This is a genomic window from Halapricum salinum, from assembly GCF_004799665.1.
Lineage (GTDB): Archaea > Halobacteriota > Halobacteria > Halobacteriales > Haloarculaceae > Halapricum > Halapricum salinum.
Map to the genome: position 1 here is coordinate 2,459,098 of NZ_CP031310.1, position 19,851 is coordinate 2,478,948.

Annotated in this window: 22 protein-coding genes; 14 read left to right on the forward strand and 8 right to left on the reverse strand. The window is 66.2% G+C overall.

Features of this window, described 5'->3' with window-relative positions; genetic code table 11:
* The first annotated feature begins 62 nt into the window (after positions 1-62).
* The 5 genes from DV733_RS12055 (at position 63) to DV733_RS12075 (ending at position 2,154) form a co-directional block, all read left to right on the forward strand.
* Positions 63-332 carry a DUF2249 domain-containing protein gene (locus DV733_RS12055; protein WP_049994467.1) on the forward strand — a complete coding sequence of 90 codons (270 nt, stop codon included), beginning with the start codon at positions 63-65 and terminating at the stop codon, positions 330-332.
* On the forward strand, positions 329-655 hold the full coding sequence (locus DV733_RS12060; protein WP_049994466.1) for a hypothetical protein: 327 nt from the start codon (positions 329-331) through the stop codon (positions 653-655). The genes DV733_RS12055 and DV733_RS12060 overlap by 4 nt, the downstream gene beginning before the upstream one ends.
* Before the next feature lie 88 nt (positions 656-743).
* Positions 744-1,202 (forward strand): hypothetical protein, encoded by a 459-nt coding sequence (locus tag DV733_RS12065; RefSeq protein ID WP_049994465.1) that lies wholly within the window; start codon positions 744-746, stop codon positions 1,200-1,202.
* 63 nt (positions 1,203-1,265) lie between these two features.
* A complete protein-coding gene (locus DV733_RS12070; RefSeq protein ID WP_202594300.1) occupies positions 1,266-1,937 on the forward strand; it encodes a helix-turn-helix domain-containing protein in 672 nt (223 codons plus the stop codon).
* Between the two features lie 16 nt (positions 1,938-1,953).
* Positions 1,954-2,154, forward strand: coding sequence for a hypothetical protein (locus DV733_RS12075; protein WP_049994463.1), 201 nt, complete (start codon positions 1,954-1,956; stop codon positions 2,152-2,154).
* 4 nt (positions 2,155-2,158) lie between these two features.
* On the opposite strand, the gene cysK is transcribed toward DV733_RS12075, so the two are convergent.
* Both cysK and DV733_RS12085 read right to left on the reverse strand, forming a co-directional pair.
* The gene (gene cysK, locus DV733_RS12080; RefSeq protein WP_049994462.1) at positions 2,159-3,061 is read right to left on the reverse strand and encodes a cysteine synthase A; all 903 of its coding nucleotides are present in this window, start codon (positions 3,059-3,061) and stop codon (positions 2,159-2,161) included.
* 111 nt (positions 3,062-3,172) lie between these two features.
* On the reverse strand, positions 3,173-3,817 hold the full coding sequence (locus DV733_RS12085; RefSeq protein ID WP_049994461.1) for a helix-turn-helix domain-containing protein: 645 nt from the start codon (positions 3,815-3,817) through the stop codon (positions 3,173-3,175).
* 148 nt (positions 3,818-3,965) lie between these two features.
* Here DV733_RS12085 and DV733_RS12090 point away from each other — a divergent pair, with 148 nt between their 5' ends.
* From DV733_RS12090 to DV733_RS12105, 4 genes are all read left to right on the forward strand, one after another.
* Positions 3,966-4,394 (forward strand): dCTP deaminase/dUTPase family protein, encoded by a 429-nt coding sequence (locus tag DV733_RS12090; RefSeq protein WP_049994460.1) that lies wholly within the window; start codon positions 3,966-3,968, stop codon positions 4,392-4,394.
* Between the two features lie 76 nt (positions 4,395-4,470).
* Positions 4,471-4,860, forward strand: a complete 390-nt coding sequence (locus DV733_RS12095; RefSeq protein ID WP_049994459.1) for a 30S ribosomal protein S6e — start codon at positions 4,471-4,473, stop codon at positions 4,858-4,860.
* A 6-nt stretch (positions 4,861-4,866) separates the two neighbouring features.
* Entirely contained in the window at positions 4,867-5,295 is a 429-nt protein-coding gene (locus DV733_RS12100) for a DUF7112 family protein (protein WP_049994458.1), read from the forward strand.
* Positions 5,296-5,374: 79 nt separating this feature from the next.
* Entirely contained in the window at positions 5,375-6,250 is an 876-nt protein-coding gene (locus tag DV733_RS12105) for a CheF family chemotaxis protein (protein ID WP_049994457.1), read from the forward strand.
* Here the strand turns inward: DV733_RS12105 and DV733_RS12110 are convergent.
* The 4 genes from DV733_RS12110 to DV733_RS12125 form a co-directional block, all read right to left on the reverse strand.
* The gene (locus DV733_RS12110; protein WP_049994456.1) at positions 6,247-6,867 is read right to left on the reverse strand and encodes a DUF3592 domain-containing protein; all 621 of its coding nucleotides are present in this window, start codon (positions 6,865-6,867) and stop codon (positions 6,247-6,249) included. The genes DV733_RS12105 and DV733_RS12110 overlap by 4 nt on opposite strands.
* A 78-nt stretch (positions 6,868-6,945) precedes the next feature.
* Positions 6,946-7,587, reverse strand: coding sequence for a protein-L-isoaspartate(D-aspartate) O-methyltransferase (locus DV733_RS12115; RefSeq protein ID WP_237560504.1), 642 nt, complete (start codon positions 7,585-7,587; stop codon positions 6,946-6,948).
* Entirely contained in the window at positions 7,587-8,234 is a 648-nt protein-coding gene (locus DV733_RS12120; protein WP_049994454.1) for an HVO_0476 family zinc finger protein, read from the reverse strand. The genes DV733_RS12115 and DV733_RS12120 overlap by 1 nt, the downstream gene beginning before the upstream one ends.
* A gap of 54 nt (positions 8,235-8,288) precedes the next feature.
* Positions 8,289-10,223 (reverse strand): PAS domain S-box protein, encoded by a 1,935-nt coding sequence (locus DV733_RS12125; RefSeq protein ID WP_049994453.1) that lies wholly within the window; start codon positions 10,221-10,223, stop codon positions 8,289-8,291.
* Positions 10,224-10,347: 124 nt separating this feature from the next.
* On the opposite strand from DV733_RS12125, the gene DV733_RS12130 reads away from it, so the two are divergent.
* From DV733_RS12130 to DV733_RS12150, 5 genes are all read left to right on the forward strand, one after another.
* Positions 10,348-12,021, forward strand: a complete 1,674-nt coding sequence (locus DV733_RS12130) for a histidine kinase N-terminal 7TM domain-containing protein (protein ID WP_049994452.1) — start codon at positions 10,348-10,350, stop codon at positions 12,019-12,021.
* Positions 12,022-12,264: 243 nt separating this feature from the next.
* Positions 12,265-13,044 carry an electron transfer flavoprotein subunit beta/FixA family protein gene (locus tag DV733_RS12135; RefSeq protein WP_049994451.1) on the forward strand — a complete coding sequence of 260 codons (780 nt, stop codon included), beginning with the start codon at positions 12,265-12,267 and terminating at the stop codon, positions 13,042-13,044.
* Positions 13,045-14,070, forward strand: a complete 1,026-nt coding sequence (locus tag DV733_RS12140; protein WP_049994450.1) for an electron transfer flavoprotein subunit alpha/FixB family protein — start codon at positions 13,045-13,047, stop codon at positions 14,068-14,070. It abuts the gene before it with no gap.
* Positions 14,067-15,422 carry an FAD-dependent oxidoreductase gene (locus DV733_RS12145; RefSeq protein WP_237560503.1) on the forward strand — a complete coding sequence of 452 codons (1,356 nt, stop codon included), beginning with the start codon at positions 14,067-14,069 and terminating at the stop codon, positions 15,420-15,422. The genes DV733_RS12140 and DV733_RS12145 overlap by 4 nt, the downstream gene beginning before the upstream one ends.
* A 2-nt stretch (positions 15,423-15,424) precedes the next feature.
* Positions 15,425-15,757, forward strand: a complete 333-nt coding sequence (locus DV733_RS12150; protein WP_049994449.1) for a ferredoxin family protein — start codon at positions 15,425-15,427, stop codon at positions 15,755-15,757.
* Between the two features lie 121 nt (positions 15,758-15,878).
* Here DV733_RS12150 and DV733_RS12155 read toward each other — a convergent pair whose 3' ends face one another.
* Positions 15,879-18,302 carry a DUF2309 domain-containing protein gene (locus tag DV733_RS12155; protein WP_049994448.1) on the reverse strand — a complete coding sequence of 808 codons (2,424 nt, stop codon included), beginning with the start codon at positions 18,300-18,302 and terminating at the stop codon, positions 15,879-15,881.
* On the reverse strand, positions 18,292-19,776 hold the full coding sequence (locus DV733_RS12160) for a proton-conducting transporter transmembrane domain-containing protein (protein ID WP_049994447.1): 1,485 nt from the start codon (positions 19,774-19,776) through the stop codon (positions 18,292-18,294). Before DV733_RS12160 ends, DV733_RS12155 begins: the two co-directional genes overlap by 11 nt.
* Between the last annotated feature and the right edge of the window lie 75 nt (positions 19,777-19,851).

Sequence of the window (19,851 nt, forward strand, 5' to 3'; positions counted from 1 at the left end):
GGACTGTCTAGCGAACGTGTTCGGGGAAATCCTTGGCCAGGAAGCGATCCTACGCCCGCTCGATGAGCCAGCACGTCGACTACCCGGCACTCGCGGCGACCGACGCACCGACGGACCGACCGGTCGAGACGCTCGACGTCCGGTCGCTCGGGCCGCCCCATCCGCTTCGACGGACCCTGGAAACGCTGGCGGAGTTGCCCGAGGAAACTGTTCTGGTCCAGCGTAACGACCGCGCTCCACAGCACCTCTACCCGAAACTCGACGACCGGGGCTACGCCTACGAGACCGTCGAGGGCGAAGAGGCGACGTCGACCGTGATCTGGGACCGATGACGCCTGCGGAGGCCGTTCGGGCGCTGGCGGCGATCCACGACCACGGCGAGCAAATCCGCCAGCAGGAACTCGAAATCGCCCTGCAGAAAATCGACGACCTCGACGACGACCAGCGGGCCACCGTCGAAGCGCTCGCCGACCGAATGGTCGAGCAGGTTCTCGAAGCCCCGACCCGCTCGCTGCTGACCGCGGCCGTTGAGAACGACGAGGAGACTGTCGCGACGGCACTGTCGCTGTTCGTCGACGGCGAGTCGGTCGAACGAGAGGCGGACTGTTCGTCACCCGGTAAATCGATCCCCGAGTTCGCCCGCGCCCAGGATTGACTTCCTGTGCACATCCCGAGCCGGCGGCAGACGGCCGGTCCAACATGTTGGTCAAAGGCTGACTGTCACGGCGCTCGATCTCTCGGGTATGGAAGTAGACGATAGCACTCCCGAGAGGGGTCCGACCGAGGAGCGAACGATAACGCCGGTCGTGTACGTGCTCGCTCTCGCTGCGACCACGCTGGGACTCACTCATCACATCGACCACGTCGTTCGAGGCAACCACGTCGGTTGGCCGCTGACGCCCGAAGTCAACCCGTTCACGTACAGTCTCGCGATCTATCCGCTGATCGCGATCAGTCTCTACCTGACAGTTACCGAGCGCGTCGAGGCGGGCTACTGGGCGCTCTTCTTCGCGTTCAGTGCGGGGATGCTCGCCTTCTTTCACGTCAGCCCGTGGGCCGTCGAACCGCCCCAGGACGTCATCGATCCCTACGCGAATCCGCTGGTCGGCTACCTCGCGTTTGCCGTCCTGCTCGTGCTCATCGGGAGCGTGGTGTTCGGCTCGCTGTACATGGCTTCCCTGTGGTATCGGGAGGACGCATGAGTCGACATCCGTCTGTGTCGCCAGCCGACGAGCCACGACGCCTTTTTCGACCTGGAGGCCGAGATGACAGCACATGGCTCGCGCTCTCGACGCGGGGGACCGTCGGTGATCCGCGCTCGCTTTCGGATCGTCCTGCCTCCGGAGGTCTGGGTCGCCGAGGTCTCGACGACATACCCCGAGGCGACGTTTCGCCTGTTGACGGGCGTTCCGATAGACGACAGCGCGCTGGAACTGGGCGAGGTCCGCACCGACGATCCCGGCCCGATCGCCGACGACATCCGATCGCACCCCGACGTCGACGCCTACGATCTCGTCTACGCCGACGAGCAGCGCTCGATCGCCCAGTACGAGGTCGACGAACAGGCGCTGTACGACTTTCTGCTGAACTCCTCACTCCCGCCGGAGTTTCCCGTGATCGTCGAGGACGGCGAGATGACCTTCGACGTGACCGCCACTCGCGAACAGTTCGAGGCCTTCGGCGACGCGCTGGACGCGAGTGCCCGCTCCTACGAACTCCTGTCGGTCGTCCACACCGACAGCGACGAACGCCTGCTCACCGACCGCCAGCGCGAGTGTCTGACTCTCGCCCAGCGTCGCGGCTACTTCGCGGTCCCCCGGGAGTGTACGCTCGCCGAGGTGGCCGACGAACTCGACGTCGACAAGTCGACGGCCAGCGAGACGATCCGCCGCGGCACTGCCCGCGTGCTCGAACAGTTCCTGATCGACCGGGTTTGATCGGGAGTGTCGCCAGATGAGTCAGCTGTGGCGACGCTCGACGCACCGACTGTTGCACCTCCTGCCTGCGGTCGCACTCGGCGTGTTCCTGTACTCGCCGCTCCGGACACTCTCCGAGGCGGTGCTCGTCGCACAGCTGCTCCTGTTCCCATCGCTGGCGCTCTCGGGAGTCCTGTTGTGGAAGGGGCCGCGGATCCGCCAGTGGTTCGGGGAGTGACTCCTCAGAAGTCGTAGAGATCCGTCGAGAGATAGCGTTCGGCGGGATCACAGACGATCGTCGCGACGAGTTCGTCCGGGCGCTCGCGGGCGACCTGGGCGGCGACGTGGACGTTCGCCCCCGAGGAGACGCCGCCGGCGATCCCCTCCTCCTGAGCCAGTCGGCGCGCCATCGCGACCGAGTCCTCCTTCGAGACCGTCCGGACCTCGTCCAGCAGTTCCCGTTCCATGATCTCCGGGACGAACCCCGCGCCGATCCCCTGGATCTCGTGGCTGCCGGCCTCCTCGCCGGAGAGGACCGCCGAGTCTTCGGGTTCGACGGCGATCAGATCGACGTCGCACCCGGCTTCCCGGAAGTACGTACCCACGCCGGTGATCGTTCCACCTGTGCCGACCCCGGCGACGAAGACGTCCAGCTCGCCGTCGGTCGCCTCATCCAGTTCCGGGCCGGTCGTCCGCCGATGTGCGCTGGGATTGTTCGGGTTCTGGAACTGCTGGGGGACGAAGGTATCCTCGTATTCGGCGGCGAGTTCGTCGGCGCGCTCTATCGCGCCGTTCATCCCGCCGTCGGCGTCGGTGAGTTCCAGTTCCGCGCCGAGCGCTCGGAGTAGCTGGCGACGCTCCTCGCTCATCGACTCGGGCATCGTCAGGATCAGGTCGTGGCCGCGGGCCGCACAGACCGTCGCCAGCCCGATTCCCGTGTTGCCACTCGTGGGCTCGATCACGACCGTCTCGTCGGCGATCTCGCCGGCCTCGGCAGCCGCATCGAGCATCTCTCGCGCGATCCGGTCTTTGACCGAATAGGGATTGAACGACTCCAGTTTCACCAGGAGATTCGGCGCGATAGCGTCGACTCGCACCAGCGGTGTCTCTCCGATCAGTTCCGTCACGTCGGCTGCTACTCGCATCGTCTGTTCGTTCCGGGACTGTTCGGCTTGCCTTCTCTCCCTCAGTATCAGGGGTCGTTTTGTCGGATCGATCGAGCAGGCCCGCACGACAGCGGTCTGCTCAATCGGCGCTCACGCCGGCGACAACAGTTCGTCGAGTAGTTTCGACTGCGCTGCGGCGAGATGCTCAGTAAAGGTCGAGGGTTCGATCCCGAGTTCGGTCGCCACGTCGGTCGCGTTCGCGCCGCGGGGATAGGCGAAGTAGCCCATCTCGTAGGCCGTCTCGAGCACCTCTCGCTGGCGGTCGGTCAGCCGCGAGCGATCGACCGGGACGATGTCTTCGGTCCCCTCCGCATCGCCGTCGATCTGCAGGAGATACCGGATTCGGACTGTCCCGTAGTGCTCGCGGAGTTCGGTCACCAGATCTCGGAGGGCGGTGAGATCCGCCAGGTGCAGTTCGAGGACGAGCAAGCCTTCTTCGGCCCGGACCTCCGCGATCGGCGTGTTCCGACGCTCGACGTACTCACAGATACAGTCGCTGACGCGCTGATCGAACTGATAGACCGTCGCCGAGTCGTACTCGAACAGCGGTTCCAGGTCGCCGTCGAACACGTCGGGGTCGTGCTCCCCGCTGACGGTGAACTGTTCGGTCGCCCCGCCCGCCCCGTCGTCGGCCCGCCGAACCGACGAGACCGAGCCCTCGACCCCCTCGGAGAACCCCGCGACGGGACAGGCCTCGGCGGCCGGGAGTTCCAGTTCCGCTCGCATCCCAGTCATTGTATCTCAGTATCGAGCGTCCCGGCCCATAACCGCCGCGCGCGTTCCCAGCGCGTGGGAAGCGGAGCATTTCGCCGGTTGTGTCGAGAGCGGCCTTCCGATCGCAGACGGAACGGATTTTTTGTCGGCCGCGGCCGAACGCTGCGGCATGGACCTGACGCAGTTCGTCGACGGGATCGTCCACGAGCCGACCCAGATCGAGGGCCGCGGACTCGATCTCACAGTCGCCGAAATCTACGAGATCGACGCCCCCGGTCGCGTCGACTTCGGTGGTGGCGAACTCGAGCCCGCCGACCTCGAACCGCACGATCGCACCCTCCGCAACCCCGAGGACGACTACGAGTGGTGGCACCTCGACGCGGGACAGTATCTGCTGGGATACAACGAGTCCCTCGCGCTGCCCGAGGACATGATCGCGACGATTCAGGTGCGCGAGGCCGTCCGCGATCGGGGTGGCTCTCACCCGACGCTGTCGCTCGCGGAACTCGGCCACGTCCCGCTGTCGGTCGGTGGCGCGGGTCTTCGCATCAAGGAGAACGCGCGCGTCTCGACGCTGACGGAGATACGGCGTCGCTGAGGTCCTTCTTCCCCGGGGGCTGGCAGTGCCAGCGTGGTTCGACGGGCTTTTTAAGCGCGACTGGCAGATTACAGGCATGGCAGATTTCACCGTCGCCGTTGCCGACCCCGACAGCGGCGTGACGTACCAGATCGACGTCGACGGACAGGACGCGAACCGATTCATGGGCCGAGAGATCGGCGACGAAGTCGACGGCGGTGCCGTCGGCCTCGACGGCTACACTCTGGAGATCACCGGCGGCTCCGACACCGCGGGCCGACCGCTCCGCGGTGACGTCCGCGGTCCCGACCTCAAGTCCGTTCTCCTCGAAGGCGGCGTCGGCTACGAGCCCTCGCGTGACGGCGAGCGCAAGCGCGTGACCGTCCGCGGTCGCGAGATCAGCGACGAGGTCCGCCAGATCAACGCCAGCGTCGTCGCTCGCGGCAGCACCGACGTCGACGAACTGCTCGGCGAGTCCGAGGACTAGGGATCGATGGCCGACCGAATCGCCAGCGACACCGAGAGCGTCGCGACTCACCGGCTCACGATCGAGACGGTCGGCCGCACCTCCCGCCCGCGACTCGAACTCCCGGCCGAACTCGACCTCGAAGCGGGCGACGTCGTCCGCCTGACTCTCGACGGCGGGGAGTACCACGCCCGCGTCGAGTCGAATCTCGACGGCGCACTCGAACTCCGCGGCGCGTTCGACAACACCAGACTCGCCCGGAGCGACGACGGCGAAGACCGCCTCGCCGCGTGGGTCGACGACAGCGGCGTCGACCCCGGCCGGTCGGTGTTGCTCGACGTCCTGACCGAGGGCTATCACTACGGACTCCGCGAACCCGGCGAGCGCGTCGTCTACACCGCCCGGGATCCACCGGACGACTCGCTGTCGCGCATCGCCGACTCCCTCGAAGAGTAGCGCCGTCCCGATTTTCTCGACTGATAGTGGCGCGAAACGCTCAATATTCGCCCTGTCCAAGACGGGTGTAGAGCGGCGAATGTCGGAATCCATCATCGCGGACTTCGTCGGATCGTTCAACTCCGAACAGTCCGCGCGCGCCGAGCCCGTCAAAGGTCGGATCCTCCTCAGTCAGAAGCGACTGGTTCTGGCTTCGGACAAGGGCAAGACACAGATTCCGCTCTCGTCGATCTTCGACGTCGCCGTGGGGCAGGTCCCCGACGAACTCGGCGACTTCTTCAACGCGACCGTCACGGTCGCGTTCGAGCGCAACGACAACCGATACATCGCGGCGATCGAGGCCGAAGACGGCACCATCGAGAAGTTCAACTCCGTGCTGTTCAAGGCGCTGCTCAACGGGACCGAATCGACGGTCAAACACCCCGCTCGGATCGGCGGCCGGGTCACGGGCGCGGAGTTCACGGCGGCCAAACTGTTCTTACAGCCTCGCGAGATCGAGTTCCGGCGTGGGGAGAACTCCTTCCGGATCACACTCTCGACGGTCACCGGCTTCGAGCGCTTGACCCGGGAGATAGCCGGCTCGAATCGACCGGTCCTGGCGGTCAAACACAACCAGGGCGGGCAGTCGGTCCTCTCGCTGGCGGCGCTGCCGTCCGAACGGAAGATGAACGTCCTCGGGCGGTACCTCCGCCGTGAGTACCGTGAGGTCATGGAGGAGATTCGAGATATCGAACTCTCGAAGGCGGAAAAAGAGATGTTGGTCGCTATCTATTCGTCGGGTGATTTCGATGGGCTGCCACTGGCGTCGATTCTGGGCAAGGAGGGCAGCGAAGTCGAGATGTTGCGCAGTCAGATGGCGAGCAAAGGCCTCGTCGTCGACGGCGAGGATGGTCTCCAGTTGACTCCTGCGGGCCGCGTGGTCGTCAACAACCACATGGAAGACATCAACGCCTAGGCGAGCCGTCGCCGCCCCTTCTTGGCCAGCGAGACGAGACTGGCGAGGACCATCAGTCCACCGACGCCCATCAGTCCGTAGTGGATCGCCTTTCGTTCCAATCGATCACCCTGCAGGTAGTCTGCCAGGTAGGCTGTTTCGGGGTCGTCCGGGTCGACGTCGGCCTCGACGGTGTTGCCTGCGGCCCACTGCTCGGTCGCAAGCAACTCCGCGCGTTCGCGCCTGTCGACAGTGTAGCTTTCAGCACCGGCTTTGACGTTCGAACTGGTGTAGGTTTGCCCGTCGACTGTGTACTCGTAGGTCACCCTGATCACGAACTGTCGGTCCGATCCACTACCACGCTGCGTGTAGTCGGATTCGAGCACCGTCGCGTTCATTTTCACGGTCTCGTCTGCCCCGGGCATCTCCGACTGCAGGTGCAGGCCACCGTAGATCAACCCGCCGCCGATGAGCACGAACACGAGGATTCCCCACAGTGTCGTCTGACTGTCCTCGTCTCCCTTGTCGCCGTCTGACTCTCCTGACTCCGTAGTCCCCCAGTTGTCTCCGTTTGCCTCCTCGTCGTCCGCTGTCCCCCACCTATCGTCGTCTGCGCCGTCCTCGTTCTCGCGGGACATACAACTGTCTATCTGAATGATCTGTCTAAAAACCCAGGGACGGATCGCAGCGAACGCTGGACGAAACGCTGACCCACCTCACCCCTGCATCTCGACGAACCTCACGCCACCGTGATCTTCCTGATCGAGCGTCCCGTCCTCGCGTTTGACGGCCCGAACGAGCGTCTGATGACCGCGGCCCAGTGGCGCGAGCAGAATCCCCCCCGGACGGATCTGTTCGATCACGTCCGCCGGGAACTCCGGCGCGGCACAGGTCAGATACGCCCGGTCGTAGGGGGCGTGTTCGGCCCACCCGTCGTGGCCGTCGCCGGCTCGGACAGAGACCTCGTCGTAGCCCAGGTCGGCCAGCCGTCGGCGGGCCTCCCCGGCGAGGCTGTCGTGATACTCGACGCTGTAGACGTTCTCGGGGCCGACGAGTTCGGCCGTGACGGCGGCGTGATAGCCACACCCGGTCCCGATTTCGAGCACCCGTGTCCCGGGATCGAGTTCGAGCAACTCGGCCATGATCGCGACCATGTGCGGGGCGGAGATGGTCTGGCCCTCCCCGATCGGTAGTGGACGGTCGTCGTAGGCGTATTGCTGCTGATTGTCGGGGACGAACTCGTGTCGCGGGACGGCGGCCATGGCGTCGAGGACGCGCTGGTCGTCGACGCGCGTTCGGAGCCCTTCCAGCAGGCGTTCGCGCCGGTCCTCGCGGCCGTCGTCGCGCCCGACCATCATCACCACGCCGACCAGGCGGTCGACGTCTCGTCTCTGAGCAGCAGTCGCTTGACGTCCTTCGCGAAGGCCATGTCGCCGTCGTGGTCGAGTTTCTCGTGGTTGTAGCCGTGGGCGTCGTCTCGCAGGTGGACCCCCTCGACGGTGAACTCCAGGTCGCCCAGTTCGTCGGTCTCGCCGACGACGAACTCGTAGTCGCCGGGGACGTGGACGGTCTCGCTCCGGGTCCCCTCGCGGTCGCCGCCTTTCGGATGGAGGGTCGCGTTGACGCTGACGTTGCCGACGGCGCGGGTCCAGATCGTTCGGACGTCTTCGGCGGGGGCCTCTTCGACTCTGGCTTCGTCGAGTTCGAGGCTGGTGATCCGGACGGTCATGATCGCCTGCTCGGTGTCGAGCAGGAACTCCTCGCCGACGGCCAGCACTTCTTCGGCCGGCACGTCGGCGCTGGCCTTGAACGAGTCGCCGTCCTGGGAGACGACGACGTCACGCTGGATGGTCGTCTCCTCCGGGAGGGTGGTCTTGTGGACGTGATCGCACTCGGTACAGCGAACGGTGGCCTGGCCGCCGTCGCTCAGTAGCTCGTGGACTGTTTCGCGCTCGGGTGAACAGGCCGGACAGGGAATGCCGACCCGCTCTGTAGACGCAGTCATACCCCGAGATACTCGACCGGCGCATAAAAGCCGTGTGACCGGCGCTGTCCGAGGTTACTGCTCGGCGCCCGGCAGATAGATGGTTACCGTCGTGCCGTCGTCGACGTCGGCCGCGACGCGACCGCCGACGCTGGTGGTGACCCAACTGACCAGCGACAGCCCCAGCCCGCTGCCGTGTTCCAGGGGTGTCTCGGACCCTCGGTTCAGAATTGCTTGTTCGTGCTCGGCCAGGCCGGGGCCGTCGTCGCCGACGGCGATGCGAACGTCGCCCGTCTCGTCGGTGTCGACCCGGACGCTGATCGCCGGATCGCTGCCGGCGTGTTCGAGTGCGTTCTCCAGCAACTCTGTGACGGCCAGGTCGAGCCGTGCAGGGACGAGTGCCCGCGCCGTCGAGGGTGTCTCGACCTGTACTGTCCCGGCTTCGAGACCCTCTCGACACGACTCGATGGCCGATTCGACGACTGGCACGACGTCTCGCTGTTCCGGAGCGGGCTGTTCGTTGACGGCCGTCTCGAGATCGTGGGCTGTCTCACTGAGTGCTGCCAGTTCCGTGGCTGCGGCCTGGATCGTCCCTGCAGCCTCGCTGGCCTGCCCCGACAGCGTCTCCGAGAGGTGACTCGCCTGGCCGAGGATGACGTTGGTCTTGTTCCGGAGGTTGTGCCGCAACACGCGATTGAGGACGCTGATGAGACGCTCGTGACGGGCGCGTTCGGTCACGTCACGCTGAAAGCCGACGAAGTGGGTCACGTCCCCGCGCTCGTCTTCGACTGGCGTGACCGTCACTTCGTTCCAGAACGGCGTCCCGTCGGCGCGGTAGTTCAGCAACTCGGTCGTGATCGGTTCCTGCTCGCTGATCGCCGTCCGTAGCTCTTCGACGGCTTCGGGATCGGTGTTCGGGCCCTGGAGGAACTGACAGTTCTGCCCGAGTGCCGTCTCCGAATCGTACCCCGTGAGATCGGTGAACGCGTCGTTGACGTAGACCAGCGGCAGCCCCTCCTCGGCCGCGGCGATCGAGACGCCGATCGATGCGGTGTCTATCGCCCGGTTCTTGACACGCAGTTCCCGTTCGCGTTCCCGACGCTCACTGATGTCCCGGACGATGGCCTGGACGTACTCCTCGCCGTCGAGCGTGACCATTGTCGCGCTGATCTCGACCGGAACGTGGCTCCCGTCGCGGTGCTCGATTTCGAACGGCGTTCCGTCGTCGAAGCGCGAGCGCGTCTCGACGCCGTCGAAGCCACCTTCGAACAGTTCGCGATATCGGTCGGTCGCTCCGGCGGGCTGGAGGTCTGTGGAGACACGCCCTTGGAGCGCCGATTCGTCGTAGCCTGTGAGCGAGGCCGCGGCCGCGTTTGTCTCGACGATCCGGCCGTCTTCGGTGTCTGTCAGCAAGATCGCGTCGGGCGCGGCAGCCAGCAGCGACTCGTACTTCTGTTCGCCCCGTTCGATCTCTCGGTCGCGTTCGTCGAGACGCCGTTCGTGACGCCTGGATTCGATCTCCCGACCGAGCAGTCGTGCCACGAGTTCGACGAAGGCCCGCTCGGCGGCGTCGAACAACCGCTCACGCGGCGCTTCCGAGACGAAACAGACGGTCCCGTAGGTGTCGCCTTCGACGAAGATCGGTGTCCCGAGATAGCAGGCGATTCCCTGCTCGATATACGCTGGGTCGTCCGCCCAGCCCTCGCTGATCGCGTCCGACACCGCGAGGGGCTCGTGTTGCTCGATCGTCTGCCGACAGAACGTCTTCGACTGGTCGATCTCCATCCCGACCGGGACCAGTTGCTCGCGGCCGACGCTGGCGACGATTTCGTGTGTCTCACCGCCGTCGACGATCCGCTCGACGTGTCCGTTCTCGACGCCGAGGTACTCACGGCCGATCTCCAGGGCCCGATCGCGCTTTTCGGCCAGTGGGAGTGCCTCGTCGTCGAAGGCCTCGTACAGACGACGGCGGCGACGGTCGGCGTCCGTGTTCCGATCTTGCTGGGACATCGTGTGAGAAGTGATGCTGTGTTATTTCGTTCGGTCTCGCACCACTCATAAGGTGGGCCCAATTGATTAGGGACGCCTGTACTCGTCCCGAACATACAGGGTCTGTCGGTCCATTGAGAGAGACGTGTACGCCCAGTTGGTCGTCGCTGGATCGCTCGCTGCTGGGGTCGGGACGCTGTATCTGGTCGCCCGTCTCTGGCAGTACCGCGAACGTCCGGGGGCGCGTCTCTTTCTGGCGGCCCTGAGTATGCAGGCTATCTTCTGTTTCGTCTACGGGGCCGGGCTGCTGGTGTTCGATCCACTGCTTCGGCGGGTCATGGAAGCTGTCGTGTTGCTGGCACTGCCCTGGATGGCGGTGCTGTTTCTGGGCTTTGCCTTCGGGTACACCGGCCGTGGACACTTGCTCCGGAGCGTCTGGTACGGTATCCCGCTGGCGACCGCCGGGATATTCACGGTTGTCGTCGCCACGACGTCGTATCACGGCTTGATCTGGCAGGACTTCGACATCGTCCGGATCGGAGACGCTGCTGGCGCACAGTACACCCACGAGCCGGCGCTGTTCGTGATGACGGCGTTCGCCGTGCTCTGGGTCGTCCTCGGGACGGTCCTGCTGTTCGATACCGTCTTCAGCTACGGGCCGCTGTTCCGCGGGGAGGCCATCGCTGTCGGAGTCAGTCCGCTGTCGCCGGGTGTGGTGGCGCTGCTGTGGCTGTTCGAGGTCGGGCCACAGCCGGTCACCGCGATCAATCTCACGGCGGTCGCGTTCCTGCCACACGTCGCCCTGGACGGCTACGCGTTCGTCAAACGCGACATGTTCGAATTCCTCCCGGGAACGAGGCGTGCGGGCGAGCAGGCGGCGATCGAGGATCTGGCCAATCCAGTTCTTATCGTCGATACCGACGGCCGGATCGTCACGCTGAACCCCGCGGCCGAATCGCTGATCGATCTGGACGAGGAGGCCGCACTCACGCGCCAGCTGGGCGACGTGCTCGACGCCACAGTCGATCCGGCGGCTGACGAGCAACGGATCGCTCTCAGAAGTGACGGCAAGCGCCGGGAGTACCTGGTCGTCCCCGCGGAGTTGACAGATACTGCCGGCGGACAGGTCGGATATACGCTGCTCTTTCAGGACGTCACCGAGGCCATCGAGCGCGAGCAGCGACTGACGGTGATGAACCGCATTCTTCGACACAACCTCCGCAACGACCTGAACGTCGTTCACGGCTTTCTGGAGGCGGGTCGCGAACGCGTCGACGACACCGAGACCAGCCAGATGCTGCGGCGGGCCTCCCGCAAGACCGACGAACTGGTTTCGACCGGTGAGAAGGTCCGGGACATCGAGTCGACGATCGGCGACGCCGGGACGCGATCGTCGTTTGACCTCGGCTCACAACTTCGGGCGATCGCTGACGACGCCGAACGCGATTCCGGTGGTGTGGTCGAGCGCACAGTCCCCGACGCTGTCGAGGTCCGGGCCGATCGTGACGTGTTCGAACTGGTCGTCGCCAACCTGCTGGAGAACGCGCTCGTCCACGCCGCCGAAGATGGGGAACCGATTGCGCTGTCGGCGACAGCCAGCGAAGACGCGGTGACGATCACCGTCGCCGACGACGGACCGGGGATCCCCGAGAACGAACTGGAGACCATCGAACGAGGCACCGAAACCGACCTCGTCCACGGCAGTGGCCTGGGGCTGTGGATCGTCACCTGGGGTGTCCGCCACCTCGGCGGTGACGTCGCGTTCGACAGCGACGACGACGGGACGACGGTGCGGGTGACGATCCCCCGGGAAGCGTAGCCGTCGTCCTTCGAGGTGGTCGAGTAGTCGATACCCCCGCTATTGGGGGTCGCTCGGGCACTGCCGGACAGGCTCGGTCGGGGCCGGCAGACGCGGTCCGAGAGGCCGGAAGCGCCCCAACTGTCGACGAATCGATCGCCGGGGCGTTCCCAGCCGCTGGGAAATCGGCGTTCGTTTACTATTGATAGGTCCCTTCTCCCAGTGAGGAGCATCTCGAACACCCATACATATGGGGGCCACACTATGCCAGACGAATGGAACATAGTCGTTTGCGTCAAGCAGGTACCCGACGCGGACGACGTCTCGATAGATCCCGAGACTGGACGGTTGAATCGATCCGACGCCGCGGCCGTGTTGAACGCGCCCGACTACAACGCGGTCGAGGCGGCACTGGAGCTACGCGAAGCTGTCGGCGGCACCGTGACGGCCCTGTCGATGGGGCCGCCGACCGCCGAGGCCGTGCTGCGGGTCGCCGTCGGGATGGGTGCCGACGATGGCGTCCTGCTCTCGGATCCTGCCTTCGGTGGCAGTGACACGTGGCCGACGAGCCTCGCGCTCGCCCGCGCGGCCGACGAACTGGACGCCGACGTCGTCATCGCCGGCGAGGAGTCGACCGACTCCTCGACGGGACAGGTCCCGCCGGGGATCGCGGCCCACAACGGCTGGGCGCAACTGACCTACGTCGAGGGTCTCGAACCCGCGCCTGGGGAGGATCGACTGATCGCAAAGCGTGACGTCGAGGGCGGCTACGAGCGCGTCGCGGCTGACCTTCCCGTGGTCGTCGCGATGGGATTCGGCGAGAACAAGCCCCGACCCGCGGGCCTGCACCGCAAGATCTACGCCGAGACCGACTTCGAACCCGAGACCTGGACCGCCGAGGATCTGGGCGTCGAAGACGAGGTCGGCCTCTCGGTATCGCCGACGCAGGTCGGCGGCATGGACACGGCCGACCCAGTGCCGCGAGAGCAGGAGGTCGTCGAGGAGACCGACGAGCTGGCCGAACAGATCGCGGAGGTGCTGTAGATGCCCGGTGGAGACAGCGGCGTCGACGTCGAGCAATACGACGACGTCTGGGTCTTCGTCGAACAGCACGACGGCGAGGTCGCAGGCGTCGCCTGGGAACTGCTCACCAAGGGGCGAGACCTGGCCGACCAGCGCGAGGAAGACCTCGTCGCCCTCGTGATGGGCGAGGATCTCGACGAGACGTCGATCCCCGAGGAGTGTATCGCCCGCGGCGCCGACCGCGTGCTCGTCGCCGACGACCCGGTGTTCGAGCCCTACAGATCCGATCCCTACGGCGAGCAATTTCGGTATCTAGTCGAGGAGCGCAAGCCCGCCATCGCGCTGATCGGCGGGACCCACACCGGTCGCGACTTCGCCGGTCGCGTCGCCGTGCCGAACCACGCCGGACTGACCGCCGACTGCACCGAACTGGAGATGGAAAACGGCCGCTACGAGATGCGCCGGCCCGCCTTCGGTGGCGACGCGCTGGCGACGATCATCTGCCCGGACCACCGCCCGCAGATGTCGACCGTCCGACCGGGCGTGTTCCCGACCGCCGAACCCGACGACGACCGAGAGGGCGAGGTGATAGAGGTTGAGGTCGTCGTCCAAGAGGAGGGGACGATGACCGAGGTGCTCGAACGCGAGGTCGGCGACGTCGCCGACATCACCGACGCCGAGGTCGTCGTGGCCGGCGGGATTGGCGTCGAGGGCGACTTCGAGCCGCTGTGGGACCTCGCGGAGGTGCTCGGCGGCACCGTGGCAGGGACTCGCGACGCCGTCGAAGAGGGCTGGATCGAACCCGCGCGGCAGGTCGGCCAGACCGGCAAGACCGTCCGGCCGGATCTGTACATCGCGGCCGGGATCTCGGGTGCGATCCAGCACCTGGAGGGCATGGACGACAGCGAGACGGTGATCGCGATCAACACCGACCCCAACGCCCCGATCTTCGACAACGCCGACTACGGGATCGTCGCCGATCTCCACGAGGTGATCCCCGAACTGATCGCGTACTTCAGTGAGGACAGACAGGAGGTGCCAGCATGAGCGAGAGCGAGATGCAGCGGACGGGCACCGAGGCGCCGAACTACGACGACCGCTACGACGCCATCGTCGTCGGCGCGGGCCTGGCCGGCTCGTCGGCCGCGCTGACGCTCGCCCGGCAGGGCTACGATCCGCTCGTCATCGAGCGCGGCCCCTCGCCCGGGACCAAGAACGTCTTCGGTGGCGTCCTCTACACCCCGCGGATCCGCGAACTGACCGACTTCGAGGACGCGCCGAAGGAACGCTACGTCGCAAAGAAGACCTACAGCATGCTCAGCGAGGAGGGCGACGAGACCTCGATGTCCATCGCCCCGTCCTCCTGGCGCGAGGAACCGCACAACGACTCGTGGATGGTCCTGCGGCGGGACTTCGACGAGTGGTTCGCCGAGCAGGCCGTCGAGGAGGGTGCCACTCTCGTCACGGAGACGACGGTGACGGACCTCATCGAAGAAAATGAGGAGGTCGTCGGCGTCCGGACCGACCGCCCGGACGGTGAGATCCGCGCGCCGATCGTCGTGCTCGCGGAGGGCGCGAACTCCCTCGTGAGTGAAGGCGCGGGTCTCAAACAGCAGGACAGCCGCGACAACGTCGCCGTCTCGGTCAAGGAGGTCCGCAAGTACGACCGCGATACGATCGAAGATCGCTTCCACCTCGACGGGCAGGCCGGACTCGCCGCGCACTACTTCGGCGACGGCGCGGTGGGCGACGCAGTCGGCGGCGGCTTCCTCTACACGAACAAGCGCACCGTCTCGATCGGCGTCGTCTACTCTATCGAGGACGCCGCCCACTCCGACAAGACGCCGGACGAAGTTCTGGAGGAGTTCAAACAGCACCCCGCGGTCGCGCCGCTCGTTCGGGGCGGCCGGATGCTCGAATACTCCGCTCACGCCATCCCGGAGGGCGGGCCGGACTCGATGCCTGAACTCGTCCACGACGGCGCGGTCATCGTCGGCGACGCCGCCGGGCTCGTCCTCAACAGCGGGATCCACCTCGAAGGGACGAACATGGCCGTCGAGAGCGGCTATCACGCCGGGCAGGCTATCTCCGACGCGCTCGAGAACGGCCGGACCGACGCGGCCGCGCTGGCGAGCTACGAGACCGAACTTCGGAATTCCTACGTCGTCCAGAACCTCGATCACTACGGCTGGTTCATGGACACCGCGGCCGCCGAGCAGGAATTCCTGTTCGACGACCTCCCCCGCGCGCTCGGGCAGGCGGGCGAGGAGTACTTCAAGATGGACGACACCCCCAAGGAGGAGCACGTCTCCGAGGCGAAACAGCGAATCCTGACCGCGACCGGCGGCTGGTTCGGCGCGGCCAAGAAGGCCTGGAAGTTCCGCAAGATGCTGTCATAACCATGAGCAAAGCACAAACCACTCCCAAAGTTCCGGACACGCCCGACGTCGAGAACGCATCGATCGAAGACCGCCTGTACACGGTCAAGTACAAGGACAGCGGCGAGAGCCACCTCGGGATCACCATTCCGGGGATCTGCGACGAGAAGTGTACGACCTACGAGTGTACGAACGTCTGCCCCGCCGACGTCTGGCGGGCCGAGGAGGGCGGCGTCCCGACCATCGCCTACGAGAACTGCCTCGAATGTGGGAGCTGTCGGTTCGCCTGCCCGCACGGCAACGTCGAGTGGGAGTATCCCGAGACTGGAAATGGGGTCTCCTACAAGTACGGGTAGCGCGAGATTCGGAGCGACCGCAGGGAGTGAGAATCTCGCTACGGCGAGCGGTGAAACCGCGAGCAGCGAGACCCTGACCGTAGCGAAGGGTCTCGACAAAGCGAGCAGCGAGGGTATCCTTTTAGTCGTCGGCGGTGGTCGGCGCAGCGACTTCCGGGCTCGCTTTCGGTTCTTCGGAGACAGGCGTCCACTCGCGCTGGCCTTCGTAGTGGAACGCGCGGTGGCCCTTCTGGGGATCGACCACTGTCAGCGCGAGCCAGCCGTTATCGAGTAGCGACGCCACCTCCTCGTGATCGGCCAGGATCTCGGTGACGCGCTCGACCGGCGCGTGGATCACCGTCGAGAGACGCAGCGGCTGGTGGTAGGGCTCGTCGTCGGCGCTCATCAGCGACTGCAGCGGGAGGCCGGTCATCAGGTCCCCGCCGTTGCCCTGGTAGACGCCGACGTTGCCGACCGGATTCTGCGTGACCTTCGAGCCGCTGCCGAAGACGGCGTTGTCGACGGTCGCGAAGTAGTACTGGCTGTTGATCCACTGGGTGACGACCATCGGACCAGTGATGATAGCTTCCAGCGCCTCCCCGTCCGAATCGGTCGACCAGTCGTACGAGTGCAGGAACGAGCGCCCGTCGAGATCCAGCCCGCCGGTCAGTTCGCGCGGCCCGATCACGAAGCCGGCGTTGCCGGCCAGCCCCCACTCCGGGCGGGTCTCGGCCCAGTCGGCGGCGCGGCGGTGGGTCTCGCGGACTCCGGAGTCGGCCTCGGCGTCCATGTCGTCGGCGCGCTCGGCGGCAGCCCCGGCGCGTGCGACTTCCAGATCCGCACGGAGCTGTTCGACGTCTGCGTCGTGGGATTCGGGGACGTCGCTGTCGTAGAGGTCGACCTCGTCGGTCGTCGTGTTGTGCTCGGCCGCGAGGAAGACGGTGTCCTCGGGCACGTCGATCCCGCGCTCGCGGAGCTCGCGCTTGACCGCGTCGTCGTTGCAGATGGCCGCGAGCACGCGGGCGTTCGGGCCGCCGGGGTTGCCGGCGCAGGCTCCACAATCGAGGCTCGAGTCGAACGGATTGTTCGTCGTCTCGCTGGCGTGGCCGGTGAACACGACGAGGCGCGCGAACTCCTCCCACCCCATCAGTTCGAAGGCGGTCGCGGCGTACTCGACCTTTTCGTCGAGTGTGAGTCCGGCACGGAGGTCGTGGACGGCGTCGGGATTGTAGTCGATGCGGGGCTGGCAGACCTCCTGGTCGTCGGGGACGCGCTCGTCGGTGGCGTCGAAGACGTCGTGGACGCGGTCCGGGACGAGCGTGCGCGCGGTCAGTGCAGCCCCGTAGCCCGCACCCGCGCTCTCGACGAAGCTGAACGCGGTCGCGCCGTTGGCCTTGAGGCGCTTGACCGCCGACTTCGTGGCGTCGAGCGCCCCGTGCCAGCGGTCGTAGTCGGCCTTGGCGTCCTCGTTTGTCGGATGATCGCTGATACGGTGCTGGGCGTCGAGAATGGGCGGGCAGGCGTCGACGGAGACGTCAGTGTCGTGGCCCTCGTGGCGCATCGGGATCCCGAAGAAGCCGGCGTAGCCGTGGGTCTCGTAGTTGCCGGCCGCTTCGAGATGGCGGCGGATGATCTCCGAGCGCGTGTCGATACAGAAGACTAACTGAGCGTCCGGATGCTGATCGTCTTCCGCGTCTGCGAGCGACTCGCTCGCGTCGGTGAGCGAGTCGACCAGCTCCGTGCAATAGGACTGCTCCCAGGCCGTCAGCCAGACCTCGGCAAGTGGCAGGTCCTCGTCGTTCGTGCCGTGGTCGCTCGCGTCGTCGTCTTCGGGCGGTGCCAGCGGCGCGTCGAAGGCGTCGGCGAGGCTCAGTCGAACGGCGAGGTAGCCGGTGAGCGTGATCGGATAGTTCGACTGCCAGTCGCTCTCGTCGGCCGCGCGCTGTTTGAGATAGCCCGTCCAGCCAGGCAGTGCCGCGAGCTGGAACTCGAAGATGTCGCGCCACTGGCCGACCGGATACTCCGCGAGACGCTCTCTGATCGCGCCGACTGGATCCTCGGGCAGGTCGGCGATCGCTTCGGCGTCGGGAATGTCGCCGTCGTGGGGCGCGACGGTCGTGAACGCCCCGTAGAAGCCCTGCTCGCGGTTGGGCATCGACCACTCGGCCGTCCCCTGGTCGAGGAAGGCTGCCAGCCACTTCGTCAGGACTGCGTCGACGTGGTCCGTGGCCGTCGTCGAGCTCTCGACCGTGTCGGACTCGCGCTGGGCGTCGGCCATCTTCTCCAGGGCTGCCTCGGGATCTGAGTCGTAGCCGTGCTCGGATAGTTCCGAGCGCAGGATCTCGGGATCGATCTGGCCGGACTCGAACGCCCGACGGAACACCTCGGGGCTCGGGTAGCCCTCGCCGCCCAGGAGGCGTTCGGCGTCGGCGACGGCCTCGTGGAAGGGGCGGTCCTCGAACCCGGCGAGGGGGTTGGCCGTCACGAACGAGTGGAGTGGCCAGACCGACCCGACCGCGTCTGCTGCCTCGTCGATACTCGATTCGATCGCGTGTTCAGTACTCATTGTAATCCTCCGTACTCGTCAGCAGGGTCTGCGACGGCGGCTGGCTCGCGTTCAAAAGCGCCACGTAGAGGCGCTGACTGTGCTTGTAGACGCCGGTTTCGATGGCGAGATAGACCGCGAGGAACGCGGCGGCGAGCAGGCCGTGGAACGGGGTCAGTTCGGCCTGGTAGCCGACCGCGGGCAGGCCGGCCAGCAGCCCCTCGATCACGTGATAGAACCCGGCGTAGATCGCGATCGCCGGGAGTGCAACCAGCGGGACGCCGCCGTAGCGAATCGTGGCGGGCGCTGAGGTGTGCGTGACGATCTCGCGCGTCGCGTGCAGCACGGTCAGCACGACGACGAACGTCAGCAGGAGCCCGCTCCCGAGTTTCGTCCCCTTGCCGGTGAGGAACGCGAACAGCGCTCCACCTACGAGCCCGGTGGCGGTGATCACTGCGAGACCACCGACGCCAGTCGAGCCGGCTGCCTTCGACTTCGTCGGTGACGTGTGCTCGACCTGCTCGCCCGAGGCGAGGAACTGGTAGGCCTTGTAGAAGCCGTGCAGGATGAGGTGAGTGACCGCGGCCGCGAAAAAGCCCAGGCCGGCCTGCATGAGCATGAACCCCATCTGGCCGACCGTCGAGCAGCCCAGTTTGCCCTTGACGTCCGTCTGGACGAGCTTCAGGAGCTTGCCGCCCAGGGCGCTTGCTGCCCCGGCCAGGACGATCACCAGCATGACGGTGGCGTCGACGGTGACGACTGGCGCGAACCGGACCAGCAGGATGCCGCCGGCGTTGACGAACCCGGCGTGCATCAGCGCCGAGGCCGGCGTGGGCGCAGTCATCGAGGAGAGCAACCACGTGTGAAACGGGAGGAGGGCCGACTGGACCATCGCCGCGAGAACGAGCGCGCTCGCGGCGACCAGCACGATCAACGAGGAGTCTCCGAGGGCAGCAGCGATTCCCGAGACCGTCGTCGCGCCGGTGTGGACCCACAACGCCGCGAGCGCGACCGCGAGGAGCGCGCTACTGGCAAGGAAGTATCTGCGTGCGAGCGCGGCTGCGGCCTGGGCTTGCGGCCAGCCCTCGACCGTTCCGATCAGGCTGGCCATCACCAGCCCCATCGCGAGCCAGGCGGCCCCGAACAGCAGGAGGTTGTCGGCCGCGACCAGAGCCATCACGATCAGTGTGAACGCGAACACGCGGCCGAAGAATCGATCGATGACCTCGCTGCCGGCCATATAGCGACGCGAGTAGCTGTGGACGATCCCGCTGAAGAACGTGACTGTCGTCCACATCACGACTGTCAGCCCGTCGACGGCCAGCAGGCCCGGCAGTTCCCAGGTCTGGTCGGTCCACAGCCGCAGGCCCAGCACGCCGACGCTCACGATCCACAGCGCCCATACGAGCCGAGTCAGCGCTTCCGGCGCGCGTGACCCTTCACTCGATTGGGCTGGAAGCTGTCCCACCGTCGTCGTCTGTTCGTTTCCAGTCATCGTTTTGCTCCGACCGACCGTGTCGTTCGTTCAGGCCGCCACGAGCACGGTCATCGGTCGTCTTCACCCACCTCT